The organism is Ruminococcus sp. AF17-1AC, assembly GCF_003461385.1.
Lineage (GTDB): Bacteria > Bacillota > Clostridia > Oscillospirales > Ruminococcaceae > Hominimerdicola > Hominimerdicola aceti.
Genome location: NZ_QTWZ01000009.1, coordinates 17,008 through 42,335 on the forward strand (window position 1 = coordinate 17,008; position 25,328 = coordinate 42,335).

Annotated in this window: 23 protein-coding genes and 2 riboswitches; of the genes, 8 read left to right on the forward strand and 15 right to left on the reverse strand. The window is 40.9% G+C overall.

Features of this window, described 5'->3' with window-relative positions:
* Positions 1–2: 2 nt before the first annotated feature.
* Both mltG and DWW81_RS07565 read left to right on the forward strand, forming a co-directional pair.
* Positions 3–1,403: an endolytic transglycosylase MltG gene (gene mltG, locus DWW81_RS07560; protein ID WP_117897243.1), complete on the forward strand. Its 1,401-nt coding sequence runs from the start codon at positions 3–5 to the stop codon at positions 1,401–1,403.
* 18 nt (positions 1,404–1,421) lie between these two features.
* The gene (locus DWW81_RS07565) at positions 1,422–2,645 is read left to right on the forward strand and encodes a U32 family peptidase (RefSeq protein WP_181982700.1); all 1,224 of its coding nucleotides are present in this window, start codon (positions 1,422–1,424) and stop codon (positions 2,643–2,645) included.
* Between the two features lie 38 nt (positions 2,646–2,683).
* Here DWW81_RS07565 and DWW81_RS07570 read toward each other — a convergent pair whose 3' ends face one another.
* Positions 2,684–3,664: a tyrosine-type recombinase/integrase gene (locus tag DWW81_RS07570; RefSeq protein WP_117897244.1), complete on the reverse strand. Its 981-nt coding sequence runs from the start codon at positions 3,662–3,664 to the stop codon at positions 2,684–2,686.
* A gap of 515 nt (positions 3,665–4,179) precedes the next feature.
* Here DWW81_RS07570 and DWW81_RS07575 point away from each other — a divergent pair.
* A complete protein-coding gene (locus tag DWW81_RS07575; protein ID WP_022286908.1) occupies positions 4,180–4,854 on the forward strand; it encodes a uracil-DNA glycosylase in 675 nt (224 codons plus the stop codon).
* Between the two features lie 44 nt (positions 4,855–4,898).
* Here DWW81_RS07575 and DWW81_RS07580 read toward each other — a convergent pair whose 3' ends face one another.
* The 3 genes from DWW81_RS07580 to DWW81_RS07595 all read right to left on the reverse strand — a co-directional run bounded on the left by DWW81_RS07580 (position 4,899) and on the right by DWW81_RS07595 (position 9,596).
* Positions 4,899–7,193, reverse strand: a complete 2,295-nt coding sequence (locus DWW81_RS07580) for a hypothetical protein (RefSeq protein WP_117897245.1) — start codon at positions 7,191–7,193, stop codon at positions 4,899–4,901.
* A gap of 20 nt (positions 7,194–7,213) precedes the next feature.
* Positions 7,214–7,987 carry a 23S rRNA (guanosine(2251)-2'-O)-methyltransferase RlmB gene (gene rlmB / locus DWW81_RS07585; RefSeq protein WP_038671989.1) on the reverse strand — a complete coding sequence of 258 codons (774 nt, stop codon included), beginning with the start codon at positions 7,985–7,987 and terminating at the stop codon, positions 7,214–7,216.
* Positions 7,988–8,912: 925 nt separating this feature from the next.
* Positions 8,913–9,596 (reverse strand): DUF6062 family protein, encoded by a 684-nt coding sequence (locus tag DWW81_RS07595; protein ID WP_117876055.1) that lies wholly within the window; start codon positions 9,594–9,596, stop codon positions 8,913–8,915.
* A 128-nt stretch (positions 9,597–9,724) separates the two neighbouring features.
* Here DWW81_RS07595 and DWW81_RS07600 point away from each other — a divergent pair, with 128 nt between their 5' ends.
* Positions 9,725–10,528 carry a DNA glycosylase gene (locus DWW81_RS07600; protein WP_117897247.1) on the forward strand — a complete coding sequence of 268 codons (804 nt, stop codon included), beginning with the start codon at positions 9,725–9,727 and terminating at the stop codon, positions 10,526–10,528.
* Between the two features lie 47 nt (positions 10,529–10,575).
* On the opposite strand, the gene argS is transcribed toward DWW81_RS07600, so the two are convergent.
* The 6 genes from argS to DWW81_RS07630 all read right to left on the reverse strand — a co-directional run bounded on the left by argS (position 10,576) and on the right by DWW81_RS07630 (position 16,532).
* Positions 10,576–12,264: an arginine--tRNA ligase gene (gene argS / locus DWW81_RS07605; RefSeq protein ID WP_117897248.1), complete on the reverse strand. Its 1,689-nt coding sequence runs from the start codon at positions 12,262–12,264 to the stop codon at positions 10,576–10,578.
* 27 nt (positions 12,265–12,291) lie between these two features.
* Entirely contained in the window at positions 12,292–12,729 is a 438-nt protein-coding gene (locus DWW81_RS07610; protein WP_022286901.1) for a DUF1934 domain-containing protein, read from the reverse strand.
* Positions 12,730–12,744: 15 nt separating this feature from the next.
* Positions 12,745–13,554: a glutamate racemase gene (gene murI / locus DWW81_RS07615; RefSeq protein WP_022286900.1), complete on the reverse strand. Its 810-nt coding sequence runs from the start codon at positions 13,552–13,554 to the stop codon at positions 12,745–12,747.
* The gene (locus tag DWW81_RS07620) at positions 13,547–14,629 is read right to left on the reverse strand and encodes a D-alanine--D-alanine ligase family protein (RefSeq protein ID WP_117897249.1); all 1,083 of its coding nucleotides are present in this window, start codon (positions 14,627–14,629) and stop codon (positions 13,547–13,549) included. The genes murI and DWW81_RS07620 overlap by 8 nt, the downstream gene beginning before the upstream one ends.
* 127 nt (positions 14,630–14,756) lie before the next feature.
* Complete coding sequence (gene hisA, locus DWW81_RS07625; protein WP_117897250.1) at positions 14,757–15,530, reverse strand: phosphoribosylformimino-5-aminoimidazole carboxamide ribotide isomerase; 774 nt, start codon at positions 15,528–15,530, stop codon at positions 14,757–14,759.
* Positions 15,531–15,539: 9 nt separating this feature from the next.
* A complete protein-coding gene (locus DWW81_RS07630) occupies positions 15,540–16,532 on the reverse strand; it encodes a transglutaminase domain-containing protein (protein WP_147338972.1) in 993 nt (330 codons plus the stop codon).
* Positions 16,533–16,766: 234 nt separating this feature from the next.
* On the opposite strand from DWW81_RS07630, the gene DWW81_RS07635 reads away from it, so the two are divergent.
* Genes DWW81_RS07635 through DWW81_RS07645 form a run of 3 tightly spaced genes read left to right on the forward strand, consistent with a single transcriptional unit; the run spans position 16,767 to position 20,513 of the window.
* Entirely contained in the window at positions 16,767–18,707 is a 1,941-nt protein-coding gene (locus DWW81_RS07635; RefSeq protein ID WP_022286896.1) for an aconitate hydratase, read from the forward strand.
* Positions 18,708–18,731: 24 nt separating this feature from the next.
* Positions 18,732–19,289, forward strand: a complete 558-nt coding sequence (locus DWW81_RS07640; RefSeq protein ID WP_117897252.1) for a DUF6630 family protein — start codon at positions 18,732–18,734, stop codon at positions 19,287–19,289.
* 12 nt (positions 19,290–19,301) lie between these two features.
* Entirely contained in the window at positions 19,302–20,513 is a 1,212-nt protein-coding gene (locus DWW81_RS07645; RefSeq protein WP_117897253.1) for an NADP-dependent isocitrate dehydrogenase, read from the forward strand.
* 54 nt (positions 20,514–20,567) lie between these two features.
* On the opposite strand, the gene DWW81_RS07650 is transcribed toward DWW81_RS07645, so the two are convergent.
* Together DWW81_RS07650 and DWW81_RS07655 are read right to left on the reverse strand one after the other, a co-directional pair.
* Positions 20,568–21,134 carry a chromate transporter gene (locus DWW81_RS07650; RefSeq protein WP_117897254.1) on the reverse strand — a complete coding sequence of 189 codons (567 nt, stop codon included), beginning with the start codon at positions 21,132–21,134 and terminating at the stop codon, positions 20,568–20,570.
* Entirely contained in the window at positions 21,131–21,715 is a 585-nt protein-coding gene (locus DWW81_RS07655) for a chromate transporter (RefSeq protein WP_242989582.1), read from the reverse strand. Before DWW81_RS07655 ends, DWW81_RS07650 begins: the two co-directional genes overlap by 4 nt.
* Before the next feature lie 166 nt (positions 21,716–21,881).
* Positions 21,882–21,980, forward strand: a riboswitch (SAM riboswitch).
* Between the two features lie 87 nt (positions 21,981–22,067).
* Here DWW81_RS07655 and metK point away from each other — a divergent pair.
* Complete coding sequence (gene metK, locus DWW81_RS07660; protein ID WP_022286892.1) at positions 22,068–23,240, forward strand: methionine adenosyltransferase; 1,173 nt, start codon at positions 22,068–22,070, stop codon at positions 23,238–23,240.
* Positions 23,241–23,307: 67 nt separating this feature from the next.
* On the opposite strand, the gene DWW81_RS07665 is transcribed toward metK, so the two are convergent.
* The 3 genes from DWW81_RS07665 to efp all read right to left on the reverse strand — a co-directional run bounded on the left by DWW81_RS07665 (position 23,308) and on the right by efp (position 25,227).
* Positions 23,308–23,931, reverse strand: coding sequence for an ECF transporter S component (locus DWW81_RS07665; protein WP_022286891.1), 624 nt, complete (start codon positions 23,929–23,931; stop codon positions 23,308–23,310).
* Between the two features lie 97 nt (positions 23,932–24,028).
* Positions 24,029–24,161: riboswitch (FMN riboswitch) on the reverse strand.
* A 30-nt stretch (positions 24,162–24,191) separates the two neighbouring features.
* The gene (locus DWW81_RS07670) at positions 24,192–24,629 is read right to left on the reverse strand and encodes a CD1247 N-terminal domain-containing protein (RefSeq protein WP_117897255.1); all 438 of its coding nucleotides are present in this window, start codon (positions 24,627–24,629) and stop codon (positions 24,192–24,194) included.
* 40 nt (positions 24,630–24,669) lie between these two features.
* Positions 24,670–25,227, reverse strand: coding sequence for an elongation factor P (gene efp / locus DWW81_RS07675; RefSeq protein ID WP_022286889.1), 558 nt, complete (start codon positions 25,225–25,227; stop codon positions 24,670–24,672).
* Between the last annotated feature and the right edge of the window lie 101 nt (positions 25,228–25,328).

Below are 25,328 nucleotides of genomic sequence, written 5' to 3' on the forward strand. Positions count from 1 at the left end.
TAATGGACGATCTGAATTTTAATGTTGACGATATAATAAATGATGTCAACGCAAAGATAAAGTCTGCCGAGAAAAATGAAGCGGACGAAGAAAGCGTTGAAGCAGAGCCTATCGCTGACACTGAGAACAGTTCCGAAGCCTGTGAACAGGCAGATAATACTGACGAGAAACCACAGGAAACTCCAGAAGCGACCGATGACAAGCCTGAACCTATCCTAGCTTTTCACGAGGACAAGTCAGAGGAAGACAATGGCGAAGAAGACGAGGATAAAGAGCCTGAGAAGCCCGAAAAGCAAGAAAAAAAGTCAAAAAGCAGCAAGAAGAAAAAGAAAAAAAGAAAGAAAAGCAAGGTGAATAATTCGGTGTTTGGCGGAATTATACTTGTTATAGTAATTCTTACAGTTTCTTTAGTGCTTGCAGTGGGCGGCATTTCTATTGGCATGGAGTATTATGGTATCGGAAAAACTGACGAGGATATCAGATTTAATATCCCTGCAGGCTCAACAAACAGTGAGATAGCTGATATACTTGTAAATGAGGGAGTTATAAAGAACAAAAAGCTGTTTATGCTTGCTTTGAAATTTGAAAAGCCGGCAGCTATATATCCTGGTGATATCACACTTCAGCCATCAAGCGGATATTCTGAAATAATCGAAAAACTTTCACAAATGAGAGAGTCATACAAGACTGTAAGCATTACATTCACAGAGGGAGAAAATCTTCTTGACATAGCTAAAAAGCTTGAAGATAATGAGGTCTGCACTGCTGACGACTTCCTGTTTGAATTCAATAAAAATCAAGGCTTTGACTTTGAAAATGATGTTGATGATAACGGCGATATGTTCTATCGAATGGAAGGCTATTTCTATCCTGATACATATGAGTTTTATGTGAATGACAGCGCAGGAAACGTTACCAAGAAGCTGAGAGAGCAGTTTGAAAAGAAATACGAAACCGTCAAAGCTAAGATCAAAAATTCCGGTATGTCACTTAACGAAGTTATGACCCTTGCTTCTATCGTTCAGCTTGAAGCCGCTTCTGAGGACGAAATGCCAAAGGTAGCTTCGGTATTCCTGAACAGACTTGACGACCCTGACACCTATCCTATGCTCCAGTCTGATACAACAACAAATTATATTAAGAATGTTATAAAGACCGAGGCTGACAACACAGCTTCTATCGAGCATTATACCGAGTGTTATGATACCTATAAGTGCAAGGGCTTGCCGGCAGGACCAATATGCAACCCTGGTATGGCTGCAATAAACGCTGTTCTTGAGCCTAAGAAGACTGATTACTATTACTTCTGTAATAATCTTAAGACGGGCGAAACATTCTATGCAAAGACACTTGACGAGCATGAGGAAAATCTTGTTAAGGCTGGACTTGCAAAGAAAAAGTAATAAAGGATTGAATTTTTAATGACTGAAAATAATTTGCTTGAAGTTCTTGCTCCTGTGGGAGATATGGAACGTCTGTATGCGGCGCTGGATTTTGGTGCTGATGCAGTTTATCTTGGAGGTACGGCTTTCGGAATGAGAGCCGCCTCTGCAAGCTTTGACGCTGAGCTTCTGAAAAAAGCCTGTGACGAGGCTCACAGCAGGGGTAAGCGTGTGTATCTGACCTGCAATACGCTTCCTCATAATGACGAGATAGTGCATTTAGAACAGTTTGTGAATGACGCTCTTGCGGCAGGCGTTGACGCTATGATAGCCAACGATATCGGTGTTTTCTCACTGATAAAAAAATATGCACCTGATATGGAGATCCATGTTTCCACACAGGCTGGTATAGTAAATTATGTTACTGCAAATGAATTTTATAACATGGGTGCTAAGAGGGTAGTGCTTGCAAGAGAGCTTTCTCTCGAGGAGATCGCCGAAATAAGAGCAAAGACCCCTAAAGATCTTGAAATTGAGTGCTTTGTACATGGTGCAATGTGCGTAAGTTTTTCAGGCAGATGTTTGCTTTCTCAGTACCTTGTAAACCGTGACGCAAATCGTGGCGAGTGCGCACAGCCTTGCCGCTGGGGATACCACCTTATGGAAGAAAAGCGCACCAATGAGTTTTATCCTGTTTTTGAGGACGAAAAAGGAACTTATATCCTCAACGCCAAGGATATGTGTATGCTCAACCACATTGATAAGCTTGCAGAGGCAGGCGTGAACAGCTTTAAGATCGAGGGCAGAGCTAAATCTTCGTATTATGTGTCCGTTATCACAAATGCCTATAGAAAGGCTATGGATATCTATAAGTCTGATCCGGAGCATTTTGAGTTGCCACAGTGGCTTAAGGACGAAGTTTTCAAGGTAAGCCACAGAGCATACTGCACAGGATTTTTCTTTGGTCACCCAAAGGAGAGCCAGTATTACGAAAACGGCGGGTATATTCGTGAATATGATGTTGTGGCTGTGATTGACGGTTGTAGCGGTGGAAGAATATACTGTACTCAAAAAAACAAATTCAACAAGGGCGACGAGATTGAAGTGCTTTCACCTGTTGGTAGCCCTGTGAAGTTCACGGTGGAGGAAATGTTTGATGAATACGACAACTCCATAGATACTGCAAATCATGCAGCTATGAAGATGTCGATAAGATCAGATCTGACGTTCCCGGAACATTCTATAATTCGTATGAAAAAATAGCAAAAAAACCATGTGATTTTCCTCACATGGCTTTTTGTTTACTTCTTTTTCTTTTCAATTTCTTCAGACAATGGATTCGACTCCATGGCCTTTTTGATGTTTTCATCAGATAAATGTGTGTATATCTCAGTGGTCGCAATGCTTTTGTGACCGAGTATATCTTTCAGTACAAGAGTATCTACACCGCCGTGTTGGTACATTAGGGTTGCGGCTGTATGCCTGAGCTTGTGGGTGGTAATACCCAAATTGCTAAGTCCTGCACGCTGGAGCTGTTCATCTACTATTTGTTGAACACGTCGCTTGTTTATCCTTGTTTTGTTAGCCGATAAAAAAATGGCAGTTTGTTCCACGTGGGGGCGGGTAGTGTCAATATACTCATCAAGTGCAGAAACACAAGCGTCGTTAAGATAAATAATGCGCTCTTTGCGGCCTTTGCCGAGGACACGCAGAGTTCTGTTATCTCGGCTGTAATCGCTTAAATTCAAGCCCACAAGCTCACTCAGACGCATACCGCAGTTAAGGAACAGAGTAATGATACAATAATCACGCACCTGATTTTTAGAGTCGATATTACGCAGAAGCTCAAGGCTTTGTTCAAGGGACAGATATTTAGGCAAGGCTTGATTTATATGTGGCAATTCAAGATCATCAAGCGGATTGTTTGAAATGAGCTTGGCTTTTTTGCAAAGATAAACATAGAATTGTTTCAAAGCTGAACATTTTCTTGCACGGGTTTTTGTGGAATTATTGCGCTCATCTTTGAGATACTTTAAATAAACATAAGCATCGTTTAGTGAAAAGCATTCGAGCCATTCTATTGGCGTTTCTTTTATTTTTATTTTATTGAAAGGCGTTTCGGCTGGAACTGCATGGTGTTTGACATTAAGATATCGCAGAAATGTTCGGATATCAATAAAATAAGCTTCTTCAGTGCGGTCAGAACGGTCTTTGACAACTTTCATGTTAGTTAGAAAATCGTCAAGATAATATGGGCAATCATCTATATATGCTTGTTTCATTTATATCTATTCTCCTTATTTATCGCTTCTCTAAGTTTCACTAAATTTTTATTTAGTGAAACTTTCCATGCTCACTGCGAGAGGGGCTGATTGTGGTGCTCTCGTCCGTTTTGCTCTGTTATCCGTTGAACACTAATTCAAGTATACACTGTCTTTTGCGTGCTGTCAAGCTATGCTACATTTGCGGTAATCCCTTGATAACAAAATTTATTATATCATATAAAGCAAGGCGAGGTTAAAACCTTGCTCATATGATATTTTTTTGTGTATAGAAGTGGCTTACTTACGAACCTTTGTGAGCCACTTCATTATTTTTTGAACAAATTATTTTATAAATTTTCTCCAAACAGTTGATTTTACAGCGAAAATATGATAAAATCATAGTAGTATATTTTATGAAAGGAACGATAGTTAATGAACGACAAGAAACCTATGGTCATGAGAATACTCGTTCTCGCTTTGGTTGCCGCACTTATACTCGGTCTGATCGTCGGAACTGTCATTAGTGCTGTATAATGGTGCATATCGGAAATAGCTGGGACGATATTCTGGCTGATGAGTTTAAAAAGGAATATTATTTGAAACTCCGTGAATTTTTGAAATACGAATATTCACACTTCACTGTTTATCCTGATATGCATGATATCTTCAATTCATTGAAGTACACGCCTTATGAAAACGTCAAGGCTGTTATCATTGGACAGGATCCTTACCATGGTCCGGGACAGGCTCATGGTCTTTGTTTTTCCGTTAAAGCTGGTGTTAATCCACCACCGTCTTTGCAGAATATTTTTAAAGAACTTAATGCTGATCTTGGTATCTCTATCCCTAATAACGGCGAGCTTACCGATTGGGCTAAACAGGGCGTGCTGATGATGAACACTGTTCTTACTGTTCGTCAGGGTCAGCCTAATTCTCATAAGGGTAAAGGTTGGGAGCAGCTTACTGACGCTGTAATAAAAAAGCTTAATGAGCGTAATGTGCCTACTGCGTTTATCCTTTGGGGTGGCAATGCTAAGGCTAAGGCACCGCTTATAACGAACCCTATTCATGCAGTATTCAAGGCAGCTCATCCATCTCCATTGTCTGCGTATAACGGTTTTTTCGGGTGCAGGCATTTTTCTAAGGTTAACGATTTCCTTGTAAGCAACAATATTCAACCAATAGATTGGACAATAAGCAATAAGTAAAAAAATAACCTCGGTTTGTATCACTACAGGCCGAGGTTTTATTTTTATAGTTTTTTGATATGCTGTATAAGCAACGCTACTCCCATTACAATGAGGTTGTAGACGATAACTAGCGTTGGAGTAAGCTGAACAAATGAACCTGCCAGCATCATTATAAGGGCTATGAGCGCCGCAAGTATCGTTGCACCATACATCACTGACGCACCAAGCTCTGCGGTAAATTTGAGCCTTTTTGCGCCTATCACAAGCATTGCAAATGACGGAAAATGTCCGCTGCAAAGCATTGATGAAGCCTGACGTGGAACGTACTCGGTTTCGCTTTCGTAATCCTTGTGATATCTGAAGCTGAGAAGCTTAACGCTGTCGCTTTCAATATCAAAGAGATCAGAGAGAAAACGCTGTGAAAGGAAGCCGTCAACTGTTCTTATTACTGTTGTGATACCTTCAAGTTCAAGCTCCTGAAGCCAACGTGTAACGGACAGATTAGGCGATACCTGAATAACGAACATTGCTGCTGTTATTCCAGAAATAGAAAGATATACAGCAACATTACCATTTGTATACTCCTTCTCTTTTGCTTCTGACGGCAGACCGTCAATAGAGTGGTTTTCCATGAGTTCTCTTGTACCAAGAAGAACACGCTTGTTTTCTATCCAGCCCGAAAGTCCAAGACCGTCCTCATAAATGTAGCTTTCAACAGGATAAAGCAACTCAGTCTTACCTCTGAGCATTTTGTAGAATGTAGACTTAAGAACACTTCCCGATTGACAGCTAAGGCTTGCCGCCATTAAAATGCAATCTTCAATAGAAATAGCTGAGAGAAGCTTAAGGTTTGCAAGCTCAATGCTTCCTTTAGGGAAAAGCTGTTCAGCGTCAACAAGAAGTGAATTTGTGTCAGCAAATTCATCAACAGAAGAATATCCCAGCATTACCGCTGAATACTGCAAATACTTCTTTGTAGCTCTTGCCAAAGGTACATTTACTATAAGCATTACCGCAAACGAAGAACACATGGTAACAGTGCCTGAGAAAGCCGCAAGTGCTATGAACAAACGTTCTTTCATGTTTGACGCACCCTTATCAAATATAAGTGACAAAAGTGCTATAACAACGCCTGCAATGAGGATATAAGGACTTATTTTCTTTGAATACTCATCTGAGATATCAGAAGTGTAGCTGTTCTTCATAAAATCGTCCACAAACTCGGTTTTGCGCATAGCTGCTATCTTTGGCTCTGCAACAGCACCTCTTGTGAAGTTTTCTGCTATTTCCTCATCTTCAACGGATGTAACTGCATATCTCTCAAAATCTCCTGCAACGTACCTAAAATTACGCTCAGTACGTTTTACCACCATAAGTTTTCCAAGAGTATTGAATATCAGACCCACGATTGCAACGGATATGTAAACATGGTAAACACTGTCACGAATAGACTCAGGGTCAAATAGATTTATTATTCCTGCAATGACTGTAATAAAAATACCTATCGCTGCTATTGTATCATTATCTGCCTCTTTTTTAAATAGGCTTTTCATTCCTGCAAGAAGCACGTTATAGCACACCGCTATAGAAATAAGACCCAAAATAGTGTTTGCAAAAAGATATGCCGCAGGGGTTATCGTCCTGTCAAATGTCTTTATAAGAGGCAGTTCCAGGTCATTTGCAACCGTGATGAATGTGCTGAAAATGCCCGTAAACAGAAGCACACAAAGCCTTAGAACAAGGTTGCTCTTCACATGACGGATAGAGCCAAAAACCTTTTCGGCATCATCAAACTTCTTAAACTCCGTCTGCCCTGCCTTGTCTTTATCGTTTGTATCATCACTGTAAGGCTCGCTTTCCTGCTCGTCAGTTTTAAGAACAAAGCTGTCAACTTTCTTCTTTCTGTGCTGTGACAATATAGAGGATTTTTCCTCATAGGTGGCGTCATCAGGGATAAGTGCCTTGTCAAACTCCTCTGTTTTCGGGATTATTTTTCCCGTCAGTCCCATTTTGATATCTTTAAGGCTTGCCCTGTTCACAGGCGGAATGCTCTGTTTTGCAGCCTTGCCTTTTTTATGTTTGGTGAGATTATTTATAAGTGCAGCATTTTCCTCGTTACGTTTTTTCTCATTCGTATGATCTGACGCCAATTCATCATCAAAATCTGTTGCTTTTATTGGATCATAGCCGTCACTATCTATATCGCTGGTATCATTATCTTTTTCAATACTCTCATCAATATTAGTATCTTCATTTAAATTTTCATCGTTTTCCTGTGACTCGTCAGTCTTTAAATCATTTTCAACTTTTTCGCTGTATTCTGAAATTATATCGTCTATTGAGAATTTATCAGCCAAAGCTTTAACCTCCCTGTTCCTTATAGATTTCTCTGTCTTACGGCTTCATACATAAAAATGCCCGCCGCAACGGAAGCATTCAAAGAATTGACTTTGCCTGCCATAGGCAAACTAAGCAAAAAATCACATTTATCTTTTATTAAACGTCCCATGCCAAAGCCCTCAGAGCCGACTATCAGCCCTATAGGACCAGTTAGCTTAACTTCAGTATAGCTCTGACCCTCGCCGTCAGTTCCGTATATCCACACACCGTTTTCTTTAAGCATATCAATAGTTGCTGCAAGATTTGAAACTCTTGCAACAGGCAACCAGCTTGCTGCACCTGCGGACGTTTTGAAAACAGTTGCGTTCAATGATGCACTTCTTCTCTTTGGAATGATAACGCCGTGAGCACCTGCCGCCTCAGCCGTTCTGATTATTGCACCGAGATTATGCGGATCTTCTATCTCATCGCAAATGATAATGAAAGGATCCTCTCCCTTTTCATTTGCAATACTGAGAATATCCTCCGGAGACACATACTCCGCACACGCACCCATAGCAATAACACCCTGATGTGAAGCTCCCCTGCTCATATTGTTGAGTTTTGTTTCGGTAACACGCTTGACATTTATGCCTTTTTCCTTTGCAAGTCTACAAATAAGTGTTATAGAGCCTTTAGCCTCAGGGTTAATATAGATAGTGTCGATCAGCTTATTTGCTTTTAAAGCCTCGATAACAGGGTTTCTGCCAATTATAAGCTGCAGTTCATTTTCTTCGTCTAAATTATTATTTTTATCTTGATAATTACTCATTGAATTTTCCTTTTCAAAAAAATATACTACTCGTAATTATACCACAAAAAAACCATAATGCCAATAGTAAACAGGCTTTTTATATAGACTTTCGACGATTTACACAAATTTTATCAATGATATTTATGCTTATCACATACACAATGCGATAAGCAGCATAACAAGCAATGCCACACCCATTATAGTTGATATCATAGCCGCAAAGTTGAATTTTCTGTTTGTCGAAAACATTTTGTCCCCCGTTATCGCACTTGCGATATCAACAGCATTTTTTCTTAAAATATCAGGGTGTAGATGATTTTTATTTGCGTTTACAAATAATAGAATCTTATCAAAACATTCATTTTCTGTACACTTTATTTCGATGATTTGTTTATTAATTCCTTTGAGCATGACGGTCAACTCCTCTAAATACCAATTACTTGATTATATTACTGATTGTTGGCATTAAAAAAGTGCAATATTCAACATTTCAACGCAAAAATGTTGAATATGAAAAGTTTTCAACATTCGTAGGGGCATTTTCTGTTGAAAACCATGTTGAAAACGTTGAAAACTCATGGTTTTATCGGTATTTGCAGGCTGTTGAAAACTTCATATTATAACGAAAATCGACCATTTAAGCGAAAAAACGCTAACTTTTGGGAACAAATACACACGAGAATGTTACGAATATATTAACATACAAACTTGTCTGTTGAAGGTTATTTGTCAGCAGTGGAATGACCGCACTTTACATAATTTTTGAATTTGTTTGAGAATAAATTTACAATGCTAGATTCAAAGTACAAAAAAATGACCTGATCAAAGAACAATGACCTATTAAATGATATAAGCTGATCTTCTGTACATATAATTGTACTTTTACAATCTTATGCATAAAATCTAAGCTGTAACCATTGTAACGAAAAGTAACGAAAATTTCTTATCTTGTGGTAAGAAATTTTATAGCACGCTCTATGGAGTCTTTTGAGTTTCCCCAATCGGCATTTGCTCCTGTGTTACGGTAGTCATACATCTTGCAGTAGTGTGATACGTCCGCTTCAAGAGTGTCAAGATATTTGCTTGTCAGCTCGCCGCAAGCGTCAATAAACTGCTTCTGATATTTCTTATCCATATTTTCAGTACACATAGACACTAAAAGGTCATAGTGCGGCAGACAAAGCATTTCCTGCTGAGCAAAAAGATCTCTGAAATCACGCTGTTGAACATACATCTCAAACAGCGTAACGAGTATCCTTGACATTCCCCAATCCACCTTGCTGCATACAAAACATTCGTTATTTACTGCGCTGACTTTCTTTTGCTTTGCTGTCTTGCCCTCAAACATTTTCTTTCGTGTGAAAATATGCTTTTGCATATCCTGCAAATGTGATTGAAGCATAAGCGCAAGTGACAGTCTATTTTTGCAGGCTCTCATCTGTTCAAAATGTGTTTTGCAGAAACCGAGCTTATTGGTCTCAATACGCACGTCTGGCTCCATCATAGCCGCTCCCATTATGTATTCAACAGTTCTCTGCTCCAACGTATCACGCAGGCGGCATATTGGGCAGCCGCATTTCGGCTCAAATATATCTGTGACAGGTATTGTCAGAATGCTTTCTCTCATATGATCTATCCTTTCTTAGATATGTTTATTTTATCCGCTTGAAAAATACTAATATTTATAGTATAATATTTTTTGTAGAATTTTGCAAGTAGATTCGATGATTTTATAATAAATAGGAGCTGAATTTTATGGATTATACACAAAGCGGCAGTGACATTTTGCTGAAACAGTCTGATTTTGGACTAGATGATACACTTGATTGCGGACAGGCTTTTCGCTGGGAGAAGATAGATAAAAAAACTTACAGCGGAGCTTTCCTTAACAACAAACTTACCATAAGTGAGGAACCCGAAAATGGCGTGTTTAGGCTTCATGACACTACTGTGCAGAACTTTGAAAACATTTGGATCGATTATTTTGACCTGAATACTGATTACGGGGAGCTTAAACGCCGCTTCTCTGAGAACGAAACTCTGTCAAAAGCCTGTTCATTTGCAGGCGGCATAAGAATACTCAGGCAGGACAGTTGGGAGGCGTTATCTTCCTTTATAATAAGTCAGAACAACAATATCCCAAGGATAAAGGGCATTATAGGACGTTTGTGTGAGCATTACGGCGGCTACCCTTCTGCTGAAGATATGGCAGATGAAACGGTTGACAGCCTTGCGTATCTGCGTTCAGGGTTCAGAGCAAAATATCTTGTTGACGCCATTAAAAAGGTTTTGAGCGGTGATATAGACTACCAAAAGATAAAAGAAATGCCCCTTGACGATGCACGAAACGAGCTTATGAAGATAAAGGGTGTTGGTCCGAAAGTTGCTGATTGTACACTGCTTTTCGGCTTTTACAAAACGGACGCTTTCCCAAAAGACGTGTGGGTGAAGCGAGTGCTTGCACAGTGGTATCCGAACGGACTTCCCTCTTGTGTGAAGGGTGTTGAGGGCATTGCACAGCAATATCTATTCCACTACATAAGAAATACCCAGAAATAACAAAAGACCCGATCGTAGAGTTTTCCACGGTCGGGTCTGATATTTTATTACATAGACTCTGGGCAAGTTATCTTGAGCATATCAAGAATATTCTTTATTACCTGCTTAACTGCAAGTGAAAGTGAAAGTCTTGCCTGCATAACGCTCTCGTCTTCTCCCATGATACGGCAGTTGTTATAGAACTTGTGATACATTGTAGCAAGGTCTATAACATACTTTGTTACCTTAGCTGGGTCATAAGCCTTTGCAGCCTCGTTTATAACGTTCGGCAGAGTAGCAAGGTGTTTTATCATCTCCTGCTCCTCAGGCGCTGTGAGGACGCTGAGAGCCGCCTTGTCGAGGCTCTTAACTTCAATGCCTTCTTCGTTCATCTTTTTAAGGACAGAACAAATTCTTGCGTGTGCATACTGTACATAGTAAACTGGATTCTGGCTTGTCTGAGATACGGCAAGGTCAAGGTCAAAATCGAAGTGAGAGTTAGGCTCACGGAGATTGAAGAAAAATCTTGCTGCGTCTATCGGTATTTCGTCAAGAAGAGTTGACAGAGTGATAGCTTTGCCTGAACGCTTTGAAAGCTTATACTTTTCACCGTTACGGACAAGGTTTACCATTTGCATGATAACAATGTCAAGTCTGTCAGCGTCAACGCCAAGTGCTGTCATAGAAGCTTTAATACGAGCTATATATCCGTGGTGGTCCGCACCGAAAATATCTACAGCCTTATCGAATTTTCTTACTGCAAGCTTGTTGTAGTGGTATGCGATATCAGGCACAAGATATGTTGGCACACCGTTTTCACGAACGAGAACTCTATCCTTTTCGTCACCGAACTCTGTTGTTTTAAACCAAAGGGCACCATCTTTTTCATAGGTATGACCGCTTGCTTTGAGCTGTTCGATAACTCTCTGAACTGAGCCGTCCTTATGAAGTGTGCTTTCGTTGAACCACTTGTCATACTGTATTCTGTATTTGCCAAGGTCGTCGTGGAGTTTCTGAATATTCTTTGGCAGAGCAAAATCGCAAAGTGCCTGACGGCGTTCCTCGCTGTCAGCGTTCACATACTTATCGCCGTATATCTCATTGAATGCGTTTGCATGGTCGATTATGTCCTGACCCTGATAAGCGTCCTCCGGAAGCTCAGTTTCAGGCTTGTATATCTGAAGATATCTAACTTCGAGTGAAGTCTTGAACTTCTCTATCTGATTGCCTGCGTCATTGATATAGAACTCTCTTGCTACCTCATAGCCTGCCTTTTCAAGAACAGACGCAAGACAATCGCCTATAGCTCCGCCTCTTGCATTGCCTATGTGCATAGGACCTGTTGGATTTGCAGAAACAAATTCCACAAGAACGCTCTTCCCAGCGCCAAGGTCAGTTTCACCGTATTTCTCTTTCTGCTCCAAAACAGTGGCAACTACAGTTGCATACCATTCAGGAGAATAGAAAAAGTTGATGAACCCAGGACCTGCCACTTCACATCTTGCAAAGTATGAGCCGTTAAGGTCTATCTTTGATACGATAGCTTCTGCTATTTTTCTTGGATTGTTTCTGAAAGGTCTTGCACATACCATTGCGGCATTAGTGGAAACGTCACCATTTTTTGAGTCGGCAGGTATCTCCGTATTAAATGCAGGAACAGGCTCTGCTGGAAAAGTTCCGTCTGCAACAAGCTCGCCCATAGCCTTCATTACAAGCTCCTTAGCCTGAATAAATGCGTCGCTTATGAGATTAGTCATATTATTTTTCCGTCCTTCCAAATATAATTATGCGACAACATTTGCCGCTTTTACTTCTATAGCTATCTCAAAATCACCGATATAGCTTGAATTGACATCTAAAACATAGTGAAAGAAAAGCATTCCACCGTTTTCGTCAAGATCTGATCTTATGGTTTTAGCGGTTATGCCTATCATAAAATCACCGTATGGAGTGCCATAAACGCAATGCTGCTTTTCGCCTATATCAACAACAAGATTCGCTTCAACCGTTCCGGTTCTGTTCATAGTCACCTTGCGGCATCCTTCGGTTTCTAGCGTTGTAACGCTTCCTTCAAATCCTGTTGCCTCAGACTCCTCATACGATATGCGATATCCTTTTTCGGTTGCTTCATAAAGTCCTGCTGAGATAAGCTCTGTTTCTTCCTTGGTATTACCGTCGCTTTGACGGCTAACAAGTTTTATTGATACTTCCTTGCTGGTCAAATAAAATCCTCCAGTTTACAGCTTTAGGCTGCATTTTGATATTTGTGCATTGATATTGTTTCCGAGAAAACGTTCAACATTCTCAGAAAACAGCTCAACGCTGTCGGTACAGTAAAGCTCAAGGCTCTCACGCTCTTCTCTTTCAGCCGTATCATCGCTGTATGAAAGGGAGTTGAGTGCATATTTCGCAAGCTCTGCACCTGATGAAACAAGTGTTACGCCCTCGCCCATTATATCTGAAATTAGTTCAGTGAGGTGTGGATAGTGAGTACAGCCGAGAATAAGAGTATCAACGTCTTCTTTTTTCATTATTTCAAGATACTCCTGTGCGATATACCTTGCAGGCACGCAATCAGGAGCAGTATAGCCATTCTCTACCAGTGGCACGAACATAGGACAAGCCTTGCCGACCACCTTGATGTTAGGGTTAATGCTTCTTATAGCTTTGCCGTAAATGCCGCTCTTTATAGTCGCACTTGTGGCTATAACGCCTATCCTGTTATTCTTTGTAGCAGAGCAGGCAGCCTTTACAGCAGGCTCAACAACTCCGCTTATGGAGATATCTGACTTTATATCCATTGCAGGCAATACAGAAGAAACTGTACCGCAAGCAACGAGTATCATTTTAACGTTATGCTGTTTAAGAAACTCTATATCCTGTCTGGCATAGCTCATTATAGTCTCTCTGCTTTTTGAGCCGTATGGCACTCTTGCCGTGTCGCCAAGATAAACGATATTTTCATTTGGCAGAAGCTTTATAAGCTCTTTCACACAGGTAAGCCCGCCAACTCCTGAGTCGAAAACTCCAATGGCGGCGTTATTCATAATCAACCTCCGCCTTATCAAGTGCCAGCTTGATAAGCTTATCTTCCTGCTGTGCAGGGGTCATTCCCTCGTACTGCATAAGCTGTGGATACATACTTATAGGCGTGTGACCTGGGAGAGTATTTATCTCATTAAGAATAACAGTGCCGTCTTTCATAAGGAAAAAGTCTACTCTTGAAAGTCCGCTGCAACCCATTGCTCTGTATGCCTTGACAGCCGTCTTTCTTATTTCTTCAATGCTCTCCTCGCTCATTCTTGCAGGGATAAGCGTTTTGGAAGCGGCGTCATTATATTTTGCGTCAAAATCGTAAAACTCGTCATTTGCGGAGCATACTTCACCGACAGTTGAAGCAAAAGGCTCGTCATTGCCCATTACCGCACACTCACACTCCATGCCAACTATAGTTTCTTCTACAATGACCTTGCTGTCATGTGCAAAAGCAAGCTTTATGGCAGCTTTAAGTTCATCTCTGTTTTTAGCTTTTGAAACGCCCACAGAAGAACCGCAGTTTGCAGGCTTGACGAACATAGGATAGCCAAGCTTGCTTTCCATTTCGTTACACTTTTTGTCAAGATGTGAAAGCTCTGAGGTTATAATGCCTACCCACTTTGCTGTCTTTATGCCGTTTGCGTCAAGAACAGTGTGTGTAAGTCCCTTATCCATGCAGTTTGCAGAGGATATGCAGTCACAGCCTACAAATGGTATCTCAGCAAGCTGAAAAAGCCCCTGAATAGTGCCGTCTTCACCATTCTTTCCGTGAAGGACTGGGAAAATAACGTCAACTTTTACATTCTGATATTCGCCGTTTTCTCCAAGAGCGATAAAGCCCTTGTGAAGAGGGTCAGGGCTGAGAACGCATGGAACATTATCAGGGTGCTGTTCCCATTTGTTTGATGCAATATCGTCAACATCTCCTATATATTTCATCCAGTGACCTTTTTTTGTTATTCCGATACAAATAACATCATATTTGTCCTTTGGTATACTCTTTATAACGTGAGTTGCAGAAACAACAGATACGTCGTGCTCATTTGATTTTCCGCCGAAAATAACGGCAACTCGGATCTTAGACATAAAAACTCGTCCTTTCTGAATTAGTATCATAATATTATAACATATTTAGACTTAAATTGCAAATCTTTTTTGTGCCAAAATATGCAGAAAACAGCTTTAAATATTGTGTTTATTGCATAAGGCAGGACTATTTGCCGTAGACAGCGACTTTTTCAAAGTTCATATTTCCACCGAAAATGTCAAGGGCTGAGCCTATGGTGAAATCTATCTTTCCCCTGCCGAGTTCTTTTAGCGTATCGAGGTCGTCAAATGAGGAAATTCCTCCGGCATAGGTCGATGGAATGGTGCAGTATTTTCCCATTATCTTTGCTATCTGCGGCTCAATGCCCTTTGCTTTGCCCTCTGTGTCAACGGCATGGATAAGAAATTCATCACAGTATTCTGAGAACATTTCTAGGGTCTGGCTGTTCATTTCAATATCGGTGAACTTCTGCCAACGGTCGGTCACAACATAATACTTTCCGTCCCTTTTGCGGCAGGAAAGGTCAAGAACAAGTCTGCTTTTGCCAACGGACTTCACCAGTCTGTTCAGATTATCGAAATTAACAACACCGTTTTTGAAAACAAAGCTCGTCACGATAACATGGCTTGCGCCCTTTTCAAGAAATTGTGCGGCGTTTTCATCATTTATACCGCCGCCTATCTGCAATCCACCCTCAAATGCGGATAATGCACTGTAGGCTTGTTCGAGGTCTGCGTTGTAAAATTCGCTGCCGACAGGGTTCAGTATAATAATATGTCCTCCTGTCAGTCCGTATGACTTATAAAGCTTGCCATAATAAGCGCCGTCATATTCTGAAACGAAGTTATCCACAGCATAATTGTTTTTATCAGAAAGGCTTCCGCCCACTATCTGTTTTACATTACCATTATGGATATCTATGCAAGGTCTGAATTTCATTGCTCTCTCCTATCTGAATTTTCTCATGTATATCACCAAAACTATATCATTTCCGTTTTGGACGCGTTGACAGTATACCTGATGATCTGTATGCTTTTCGCAGAAGCTGTCAAAAACTTTGCTAAGCCCTTTGATATTTCTCTCATTGAAGTTCGTGTCTATCTGGTCAGTTTCACTGAATTGGAAATCGCTCATATCTGACGTTACCGCCACGCTGTCTTGCATATTATCCAAAGCCTTTTCCATAAGGCTCTCTATCTCATCTACTGAGTTTATATGCGTAACTGTCTGCGTAATATAGCTGAACTTTGTACTATCTGTATAAGGAAGCTCTGTATCGTCCCAGACGTGTTTTGTTTTCATGTATTCTTTTGAGACGTTAAAATACTTGTGCCTTACTGGTCTATCCGTAAAGTCAGGGATAGGATCGTCCCAGCAGACGTCAACATAATACCAACTACCGCTTATCTGAACTATGTTCCATGAGTGATCGTCGCCCTCAAAATCTGTGGCGTATATGGTCTTGCAGGGTATTTTCAGCATATCCATAAAAAGCTGAAACGTTGTGGAATAGCCTGAGCATATTGCTTTTCCGTTTATTAGACAGCCATATGGATTATCAGAGTTTGGCAGGCCAATACCAAGCGCATTGAGATGTGCTTCGTCATAGCTTGCACAGCCGACTATATAATCATGTACCGCAAGCTCTTTTTCGTAATCGTTCATGTCAGGTGTGATAAGGTCATTTATCGTCGAAACTGCTTTGTTATATATTTCAGTCTGCTTTTCATCAAGACTTGATGTATCTCCTGTTAGGTATGCCTGCGAGATAGGTGTGCTGTCATAGTAGGAATTTGTGCTGTCGCTGTAGCTGTCAGCCTCAGACGTAGTTGCCGCAGCAAACGAATTATCTACCACAGTTGTCGGTTTTGGCGACTCGGAACAGCTTACCAGACAAAGCATTGCTACTGACAAAAATAACAATATTCCTTTTATTTTCACGCTTATCACCGCCCTGATAGTTCTATAACAACAACTATTATATAATATACGGCTGTTTGTGTCAAGTAATAACCCAGCTGACATGAAAATTTATGCAGTATATTTCAGTATAGCGTGTAAAAATATACACTAAAACGTTTTAAAATCTTGCAAATGTTTATATTTACCTTGACAAAAATCGCAATTTGTTATAAAATATTAATATCAGTTATTTTTGAAAGGATTGTTGTTACAATGGGACTTACTTTAACAGAAAAAATACTTAAAGCACATCTTGTTGACGGCGAATTTGTTAAGGGTCAGGAGATCGGTATCCGTATCGACCAGACGCTTACTCAGGACGCAACAGGTACAATGGCTTATCTTGAATATGAGGCAATGGGCGTTCCTCGTGTCAGAACGGAAAAGTCTGTAGCTTATATCGACCACAACACGCTTCAGTCAGGCTTTGAGAATGCCGACGACCACAGATTTATCGGTTCTGTCTGCAAGAAGCACGGCATTTATTTTTCACGTCCCGGAAACGGTATCTGTCATCAGGTACATCTTGAGCGTTTCGGCATACCAGGTAAGACTCTTATAGGCTCTGACAGCCACACTCCAACAGGCGGTGGTATCGGAATGATCGCTATAGGTGCAGGTGGACTTGATGTTGCAGTTGCAATGGGTGGTGGTGCTTATTACATCACATATCCTAAGATAGTAAAGGTAAATCTCACAGGCAAGCTTTCTCCATGGGTATCAGCTAAGGACGTTATCCTTGAAGTTCTCAGAAGAATGTCTGTAAAGGGCGGCGTAGGCAAAGTTATAGAATACTGCGGCGAGGGCGTAAAGACACTTACAGTCCCTGAGAGAGCAACTATCACAAATATGGGTGCTGAGCTTGGTGCAACTACATCTATCTTCCCTTCTGACGAAACAACACTTGCATTTTTGAAGGCTCAGGACAGAGCTGACGTATGGAGCGAGCTTAAGGCTGATGATGACGCTGTTTATGACGAACAGATAGATATCGATCTTTCACAGCTCGTACCACTGGCTGCCTGTCCTCATTCTCCTGACAACGTTAAGAGCGTAAATGAGATCGGAAAACTTAAGATAGATCAGGTTTGTATCGGCTCATGCACAAACTCTTCTTATGTTGACATGATGAAAGTAGCTCACATTCTTAAGGGCAAGACAGTTGACCCTAGCGTTTCACTTGCAATCGCTCCAGGCTCAAAGCAGGTACTTAACATGATCGCTGAGAATGGCGCACTTGCTGATATGATAGCAGCAGGCGCAAGAATACTTGAATCCGCTTGCGGTCCATGTATCGGTATGGGTCAGTCACCTAACTCAAAGGGTGTTTCACTTAGAACATTCAACAGAAACTTCGAGGGCCGTTCAGGCACAAAGGACGGTCAGATCTATCTGGTATCACCTGAAATGGCTGCTGTTTCAGCTCTCACAGGATACCTCACTGACCCAAGAACACTTGGAGATATGCCTGAGTTCAAGCTTCCTGAACATTTCAAGATAAACGACAATATGGTTGTTCCGCCAGCTGACGAGGCTGATATGGACAGCGTTGAGGTTCTTAGAGGACCAAATATCAAGCCTTTCCCACAGACTTCACCGCTTGATGACAGCATTGATTGTCAGGTATCACTTAAAGTGGGCGACAACATCACAACAGACCACATCATGCCTGCCGGTGCGAAGATACTTCCACTGCGTTCAAATATACCTGCTATTTCACAGCACTGCTTTACAGTATGTGATGAGGACTTCCCAAGACGTGCAAAGAACATGGGCAAGTCAATAATCGTAGGCGGTTCAAACTACGGTCAGGGTTCATCAAGAGAACACGCAGCACTTGCTCCTCTCTATCTTGGCATAAAGGCTGTTCTTGTTAAAAGCTTTGCAAGAATACACAGAGCTAATCTTATCAACGCAGGTATCCTTCCGCTCACATTTGTAAATGAAGCTGACTATGACAAGATAAATCAGGGCGATGAGATTGTTCTTGCTGATGTTCGTGCAGATGTTGAGGCTGATATGTCTAAGCTTACTGTTGTGAATAAGACAACAGGTGTTGAGATACCAGTTCTCTGCGAGCTTACAGGTAGAACAAAGGATATTATCCTTGCAGGTGGTCTGCTTGACTACACAAGAGAACAGCTCTCAAAATAATAAAGTCTGATATGGAGGTTTCCTATGGGGATTTTCTCGAAACTTTTCGGCACAAAGGACAGCACTCCGGCAATGAAGGACTATTCTTTTATTGCCGATATTGCCGCATTTATTACGGACAATGACAGCGAGGTTGTTTCAAAGCTTCGTGAATGTGCTAATGACCCTTGGGCTTATGCTGAGAAAAACACTTCAAGATATTTGCAAAGAGGCGTAGTTGTTTCTGACAGGGCAGCAAATGATATTGACGATATCTGCTGGATAGGTATGATAGACGAACTTGAAGAAAACGGCTATCTCTTCCCTTGCGACTATTCAGAGGAGGTCGAGAATATTATCTGGGGACTTTCACAGCTTAAAAACTACAGCTTGATCGAAAGCTATACAGACGACTTTGAGGCTGATGATGATGATGACGCTGAGGCGTTTGTACATAAGTTAAACAGCAATCTCAAAGGCGCTTGCATATGTATGATAGATATTGACAGCGACAGCTATGAGCTTATTATTGCAAGTCTTGACGTTTACAAAAAGATATCTGCGATAGCTAAAAACAACGGATATTCCATTATTACTTTATAGGAGGTCTTACCAATGGCAAAAATTCAGATGAAAACACCGCTCGTTGAAATGGACGGCGACGAAATGACCAGAATTATCTGGCAGGATATAAAGGATATTCTTCTTACTCCATATATTGACCTTAAAACAGAATACTATGACCTTGGTCTTGTTCACAGAAATGAAACTAACGATCAGGTAACTGTTGATTCCGCAAACGCTACAAAGAAATACGGCGTTGCTGTTAAGTGTGCAACTATCACACCTAACGCTGCAAGAATGCCTGAATACAACCTCAAGGAAATGTGGAAATCCCCTAACGGCACTATCAGGGCTATTCTTGACGGAACTGTTTTCAGAACTCCTATTCTTGTTAAGGGTATCACTCCATACATTCCTACATGGACAAAGCCTATCACTATCGCTCGTCACGCATACGGCGATGTTTACAAGAATGTTGAAATGAAATGCCCTGCTGGCTCAAAGGCAGAGCTTGTTTGCACTGACAAGGACGGCAAGGAAACTAGAGAAACAATTTACAACTTTGAGTGCGACGGAATCATTCAGGGTCAGCACAACAAGTCAACTTCTATCGCTTCATTCGCAAGAGCTTGCTTTAACTTTGCACTTGATAAGAAGCAGGATGTTTGGTTTGCTACAAAGGATACTATTTCAAAGAAGTATGACCACACATTCAAGGATATCTTCCAGGAGATATACGATAACGAGTACAAGGCTAAGTTTGAAGCGGCTGGTATCGAGTATTTCTATACTCTTATCGACGATGCTGTTGCGAGAGTTATCCGTTCAAACGGCGGTTATATATGGGCCTGCAAGAACTATGACGGTGACGTAATGTCTGACATGGTAGCTACAGCATATGGCTCACTTGCTATGATGACTTCTGTTCTTGTTTCACCTGACGGAATCTATGAATATGAGGCTGCTCATGGCACTGTTCAAAGACACTATTACAAGCACCTCAAGGGCGAAGAAACTTCTACAAACTCAGTTGCCACACTGTTCGCATGGGCAGGCGCTCTGAGAAAAAGAGGCGAACTCGATAACCTGCCTGAGCTTATGAACTTTGCTGATTGTCTTGAAAAGGCAACTATCGAAACTATCGAAGACGGTGTTATGACAGGTGATCTTTATCTGCTTTCTACACTTGAAAATAAGAAGAAAGTAAATACAGTGGACTTTCTTAAGGCTGTTGACGAGAGACTTAAAAAGCTTCTGGGTTAATTTTCATATCACAAATATTAAAAGCTGTAGCACTTTGCGGTGTTACAGCTTTTTTTAATAGAATATTATGCCGAGAAAGGCGGAGCTTACGATAATTGTGATCGGTGAGAGCTTGAATTTCTTCAGTTTCAAAAGAAGCACATCTGCCAAGGCTATGAGCAGGAATATTATCAACGCTTTATAGTCAAAAGCAGGCTTTGAATTTATGGTAGTGATATTTAGCAGTGAAGATAAAGCCATTGTAATGCCAGTGGCGAGTATCATCGCAACAACGCAAGGACGAATGCCTGAAAGCATTGCTTTTACCCCTGAGTATTTCAGCAAGTCCTTCATGATCGAAGCTATGATGAATATTATCACGAACGAAGGCAACACAACGCCAAGGGTGGCTATCAATCCGCCTATGAAGCCTGCCTGCGATGAGCCAACAAAGGTCGCCATGTTCACTGCAAGTGGTCCAGGGGTGGACTCAGATACGGCAATAAAGTTCACAAATTCGTCCTCGCTGAGCCAGCCAAAAGCAAGAACTTTTTCACGGATAATGGATATCATTCCATATCCTCCGCCGAATGACACTGCGCCTATTTCAAGAAAAGTGAGAAAAAGCTTGAGATATATCATTTTATTGTACTTCCCTTTCTGAGGGTTTTAATCAGATACACAGCAATGCCCACAGCACCACTTATGATAATATAAAATACTGATGAAAACTTCACAGAAAAAAGTGTGAAAAGTATCATCATTATGAAAACTCCAAGCATTATAATTTTGTCAAGCAATGTGTTATCAAGTGCTTTCAACATTCTTAGTCCTGCAGTAAGTATGAGATATATTACGCCCACCTGAATGCCACGGAATCCAGCGTAGACTACTTTTAAAGACAAAAATTTGTCAAAGAAAAGTGATATTATGTAGATTATAAAAAACGACGGTATGCACACACCGACAGTTGCCGCAATAGCACCCAGCACACCGCCTATTTTGTAGCCGATATATGTAGCACTGTTTACAGCAGTTGGTCCGGGGGTGGACTCTGATATAGCTGTCATATCGAGAAATTCTTTTTTATCAAGCCAATTTTTGCGCACACAAAATTCTGTTTCAAGCAAGGCTATCATTGCATATCCTCCGCCAAAGGTAAAAACGCCTATCTTAAGAAAGGTCAGAAACAATGTTTTTATATTTGAATTGTCATTTTTCAAAAAAACTCACCTCTTTTTATATTATAACGAACTTGTCCTAGTAAGTCAATGCTTTTATTAGCATTTGCTGATTTATTACGAAACATTAAAATAATCTATAATTATGTGTAAAACAGTTGACAATAGTCGATATATGGTGTATAATATATTTTGTTAAAATTAAATAGCCTTATCAAGAGTGGTGGAGGAAACAGGTCCTGTGAAGCCCAGCAACCTAGCGTTAGTTAAGGTGCTAAATCCTGCGGTTATTTCCGAAAGATGAGGAAATTGAGTAATTTCAAGCGTTTCGGAATGAAGCGCTTTTTTTGTGGCTGTTTTTAGATTAACAAATATTCAGAAAAGAGGTATTTTTATGTCAAAGTATTTATTTACATCTGAGTCGGTTACTGAGGGACATCCTGACAAAATATGCGATCAGATCTCTGACGCTATACTTGACGCTCTGCTGGAGCAGGATCCTATGTCAAGAGTTGCCTGCGAAACGGTCACTACAACAGGTGTAGTAATGTGCATGGGCGAGATAACAACAAAGGCTATAATCGACATACCACAGATCGTTAGAGATACAGTTGTCGGTATAGGCTATGACAGAGCCAAGTATGGTTTTGACGGACACACCTGTTCAGTTCTCACAACTATAGACAAGCAGTCGCCTGATATTGCTATGGGCGTTGACAACGCTCTCGAAGGCAGAGCTGAAAACGCATTCGATACGGGTGCAGGCGATCAGGGTATCATGTTCGGTTTTGCTTGCGACGAAACACCTGAACTTATGCCAATGCCTATATCACTTGCTCACAAGCTTGCTCTTAAACTTACAGAAGTTAGAAAGAACGGCACTTTGCCATATCTCAGACCGGACGGAAAAACTCAGGTAACAGTTGAATATGATGATGGCAAGCCAACAAGAGTTGACGCTGTTGTAGTTTCTTCACAGCATGATGACGCTGTAACACTGGAGCAGATAAGAGAAGATATTATCGAGAACGTTATAAAGACAGTTATCCCTGCCGAACTTCTCGATGAGAACACTACTTATTTTGTAAACCCAACAGGAAGATTCGTAGTCGGCGGTCCTCAGGGCGACAGTGGTCTGACAGGAAGAAAGATAATCGTTGACACATATGGTGGATATGCTCGTCATGGTGGTGGTGCTTTCTCAGGAAAAGACCCTACAAAGGTTGACAGAAGCGCAACATATGCTGCAAGATACGTTGCAAAGAATATCGTTGCAGCAGGTCTTGCCAAGAAGTGCGAGGTTGAACTTGCATACGCTATCGGTGTTGCTCACCCTGTTTCAATCATGGTCGACACATACGGCACAGGAAAGGTTTCTGATGAAAAGATAGAGGCAGCTGTAGAAAAGGTATTTGACCTTCGCCCTGCTGCAATAATCAAGAGTCTTGACCTTAGAAAGCCACAGTACAAGCAGCTTGCAGCTTATGGTCATATGGGTCGTGAGGATCTTAATGTAGCTTGGGAAAAGACAGACAAGATCAATGATCTTCTTGAAGCAGTTAAATAATAAATATCAAAGCCTTGACAGGAATGTGCCTGCCAAGGCTTTTTTTGTGTTCAGCATTAATTTTGTTTTAGTCTTTGCCTTTAAGAATAGGCGACAAAGGCTTATAAATAAGAATTGTGACCAATGCACAAATAATACCCTTCACAAAAGTAAAAGGCAGATTGAAAATACACAGTGCAGAGAAAATATTCTTTACGCTACCCATTATCTGCTGGTACATACCGAGTATAGCAGCTTCTCCGCCGAATGCTTTAAAGTATATAGGATAAACGATAAAATAATTCAACGGCAAGCTTATTACTGTGAAAACCAAAGTGCCAATGATACAGCTTATGATAGCATTCTTTCTGGTTTTTTTCTTGTGGTATATAACAGAAGCCGTCAGCACAAAAGCTGCGCTTGTTACAAAGTCAAAGATGTTGCCGATACCCATTGTTGTGCCTAGTCCCTTTATAATCAACTGGATAACGTTCTTGATAAGGCAAACGATCACGCCTGCAATAGGTCCCATTGAGAAACCTGCCAGCAGGGATATAACGTTTGAAAGATCAAGCTTGATAAATCCTGGCATAAGAGGCACAGGGAAATCGAGGTAATATATCACAGTAGCTATGGCGCTGAGCATTGCCACCGTTACCATTTTTCTTGTTGTAAAAGTTTTATTTCTTGGCATAGTGTTATCACTTGTCATTTTAATTCCTCCAAATAATAAAATTATCGGGAGAAACAGCAGCAAAAGCAAAAGCACCCTGAAAATAAAATCAGGGTGCAATTTATGCGTTATTGATCTGTCGTTTCTTCCATCCGGACTTTACCGTCGGTTTCGGATTTTCACCGAATCAGCGCATTTCTGCGGTCGAGGACTTACGAATACTATTCGATCACCTCCGGTGTGGAATTTCACCACCCCTGAAACACATTATTAAATTTTGCTGAACACTTTTTATGAGATCAATCCTCGTTGTCCTCGTCCTCAATCTCTGAGAAATCAAACTCAAGGCTCTCTCCACAGTTTGGACATTCAATAGAACCATCAGCGATAATGTTCTCGCCAAGCATTATTGTGTCACCACAGTTAGGGCACACACACTCGTACATAGCATCATCATCATCATCGTCATCATCACAACAACAATCATCGTCACAACAACAATCGTCGTCATCATCATCACCGTAAATTAGATCTTCTATCTCGCCGAGATCCTCGTCAAGAGTATCTACAAGCTCAACTGTTTCGTCAACTTCTTCGGCAATATCTTCAACTGTAGCAGACATCTCATCAAGAATATCAGCCATAATTGTCAATATCTTTCCCTCATTTGTGGAATCGTCAATCTTTAGACCTTCCATAAGTCCCTTTAAATATGCAACCTTCTTTGACAGCTCCATAATATTCCCTCCGTTTCTAAAAAACCGTAAAGGCTAAAACTTACGCTCTTTCCATGTACTCACATGTACGAGTATCGATTCTTATTCTGTCGCCTGTGTTGATGAACAGAGGAACTCTGATCTCAGCACCAGTTTCAACTGTTGCAGGCTTTGTAGCATTTGTAGCTGTATCGCCCTTGATACCAGGCTCTGTCTCTGTTACTTCAAGATCAACAAAGTATGGAGGCTCTACGCCGAATACTGTACCCTTGTAAGAAAGGATCTTACATACCATGTTTTCCTTTACGAACTTAAAGTTATCTGAAAGCTCAGCCTTGTTTACTGGAACAAGCTCATAGCTCTCTGGATCCATGAAATAATAAAGATCACCGTCATTGTAAGAATACTCCATATCCTTTCTCTCAACATATGCTGTTGGGAATTTAGCTGTTGGATTGTATGTCTTTTCAACAACAGAACCTGAAATTACATTTCTAACCTTTGCTCTGACGAACGCTGCACCCTTACCAGGTTTAACGTGCTGAAACTCTACGATCTGCATTACGTTGCCGTCCTCTTCAAAAGTCACGCCGTTTCTGAAATCACCAGCAGTTACCATTATTTAGTACCTCCATAAACATTCTTAATTAATGTGTACACAGTTCAAAATGTCCGCATACCTTTATATTTATTTTACCATATTTATTTGTTTATTGCAAT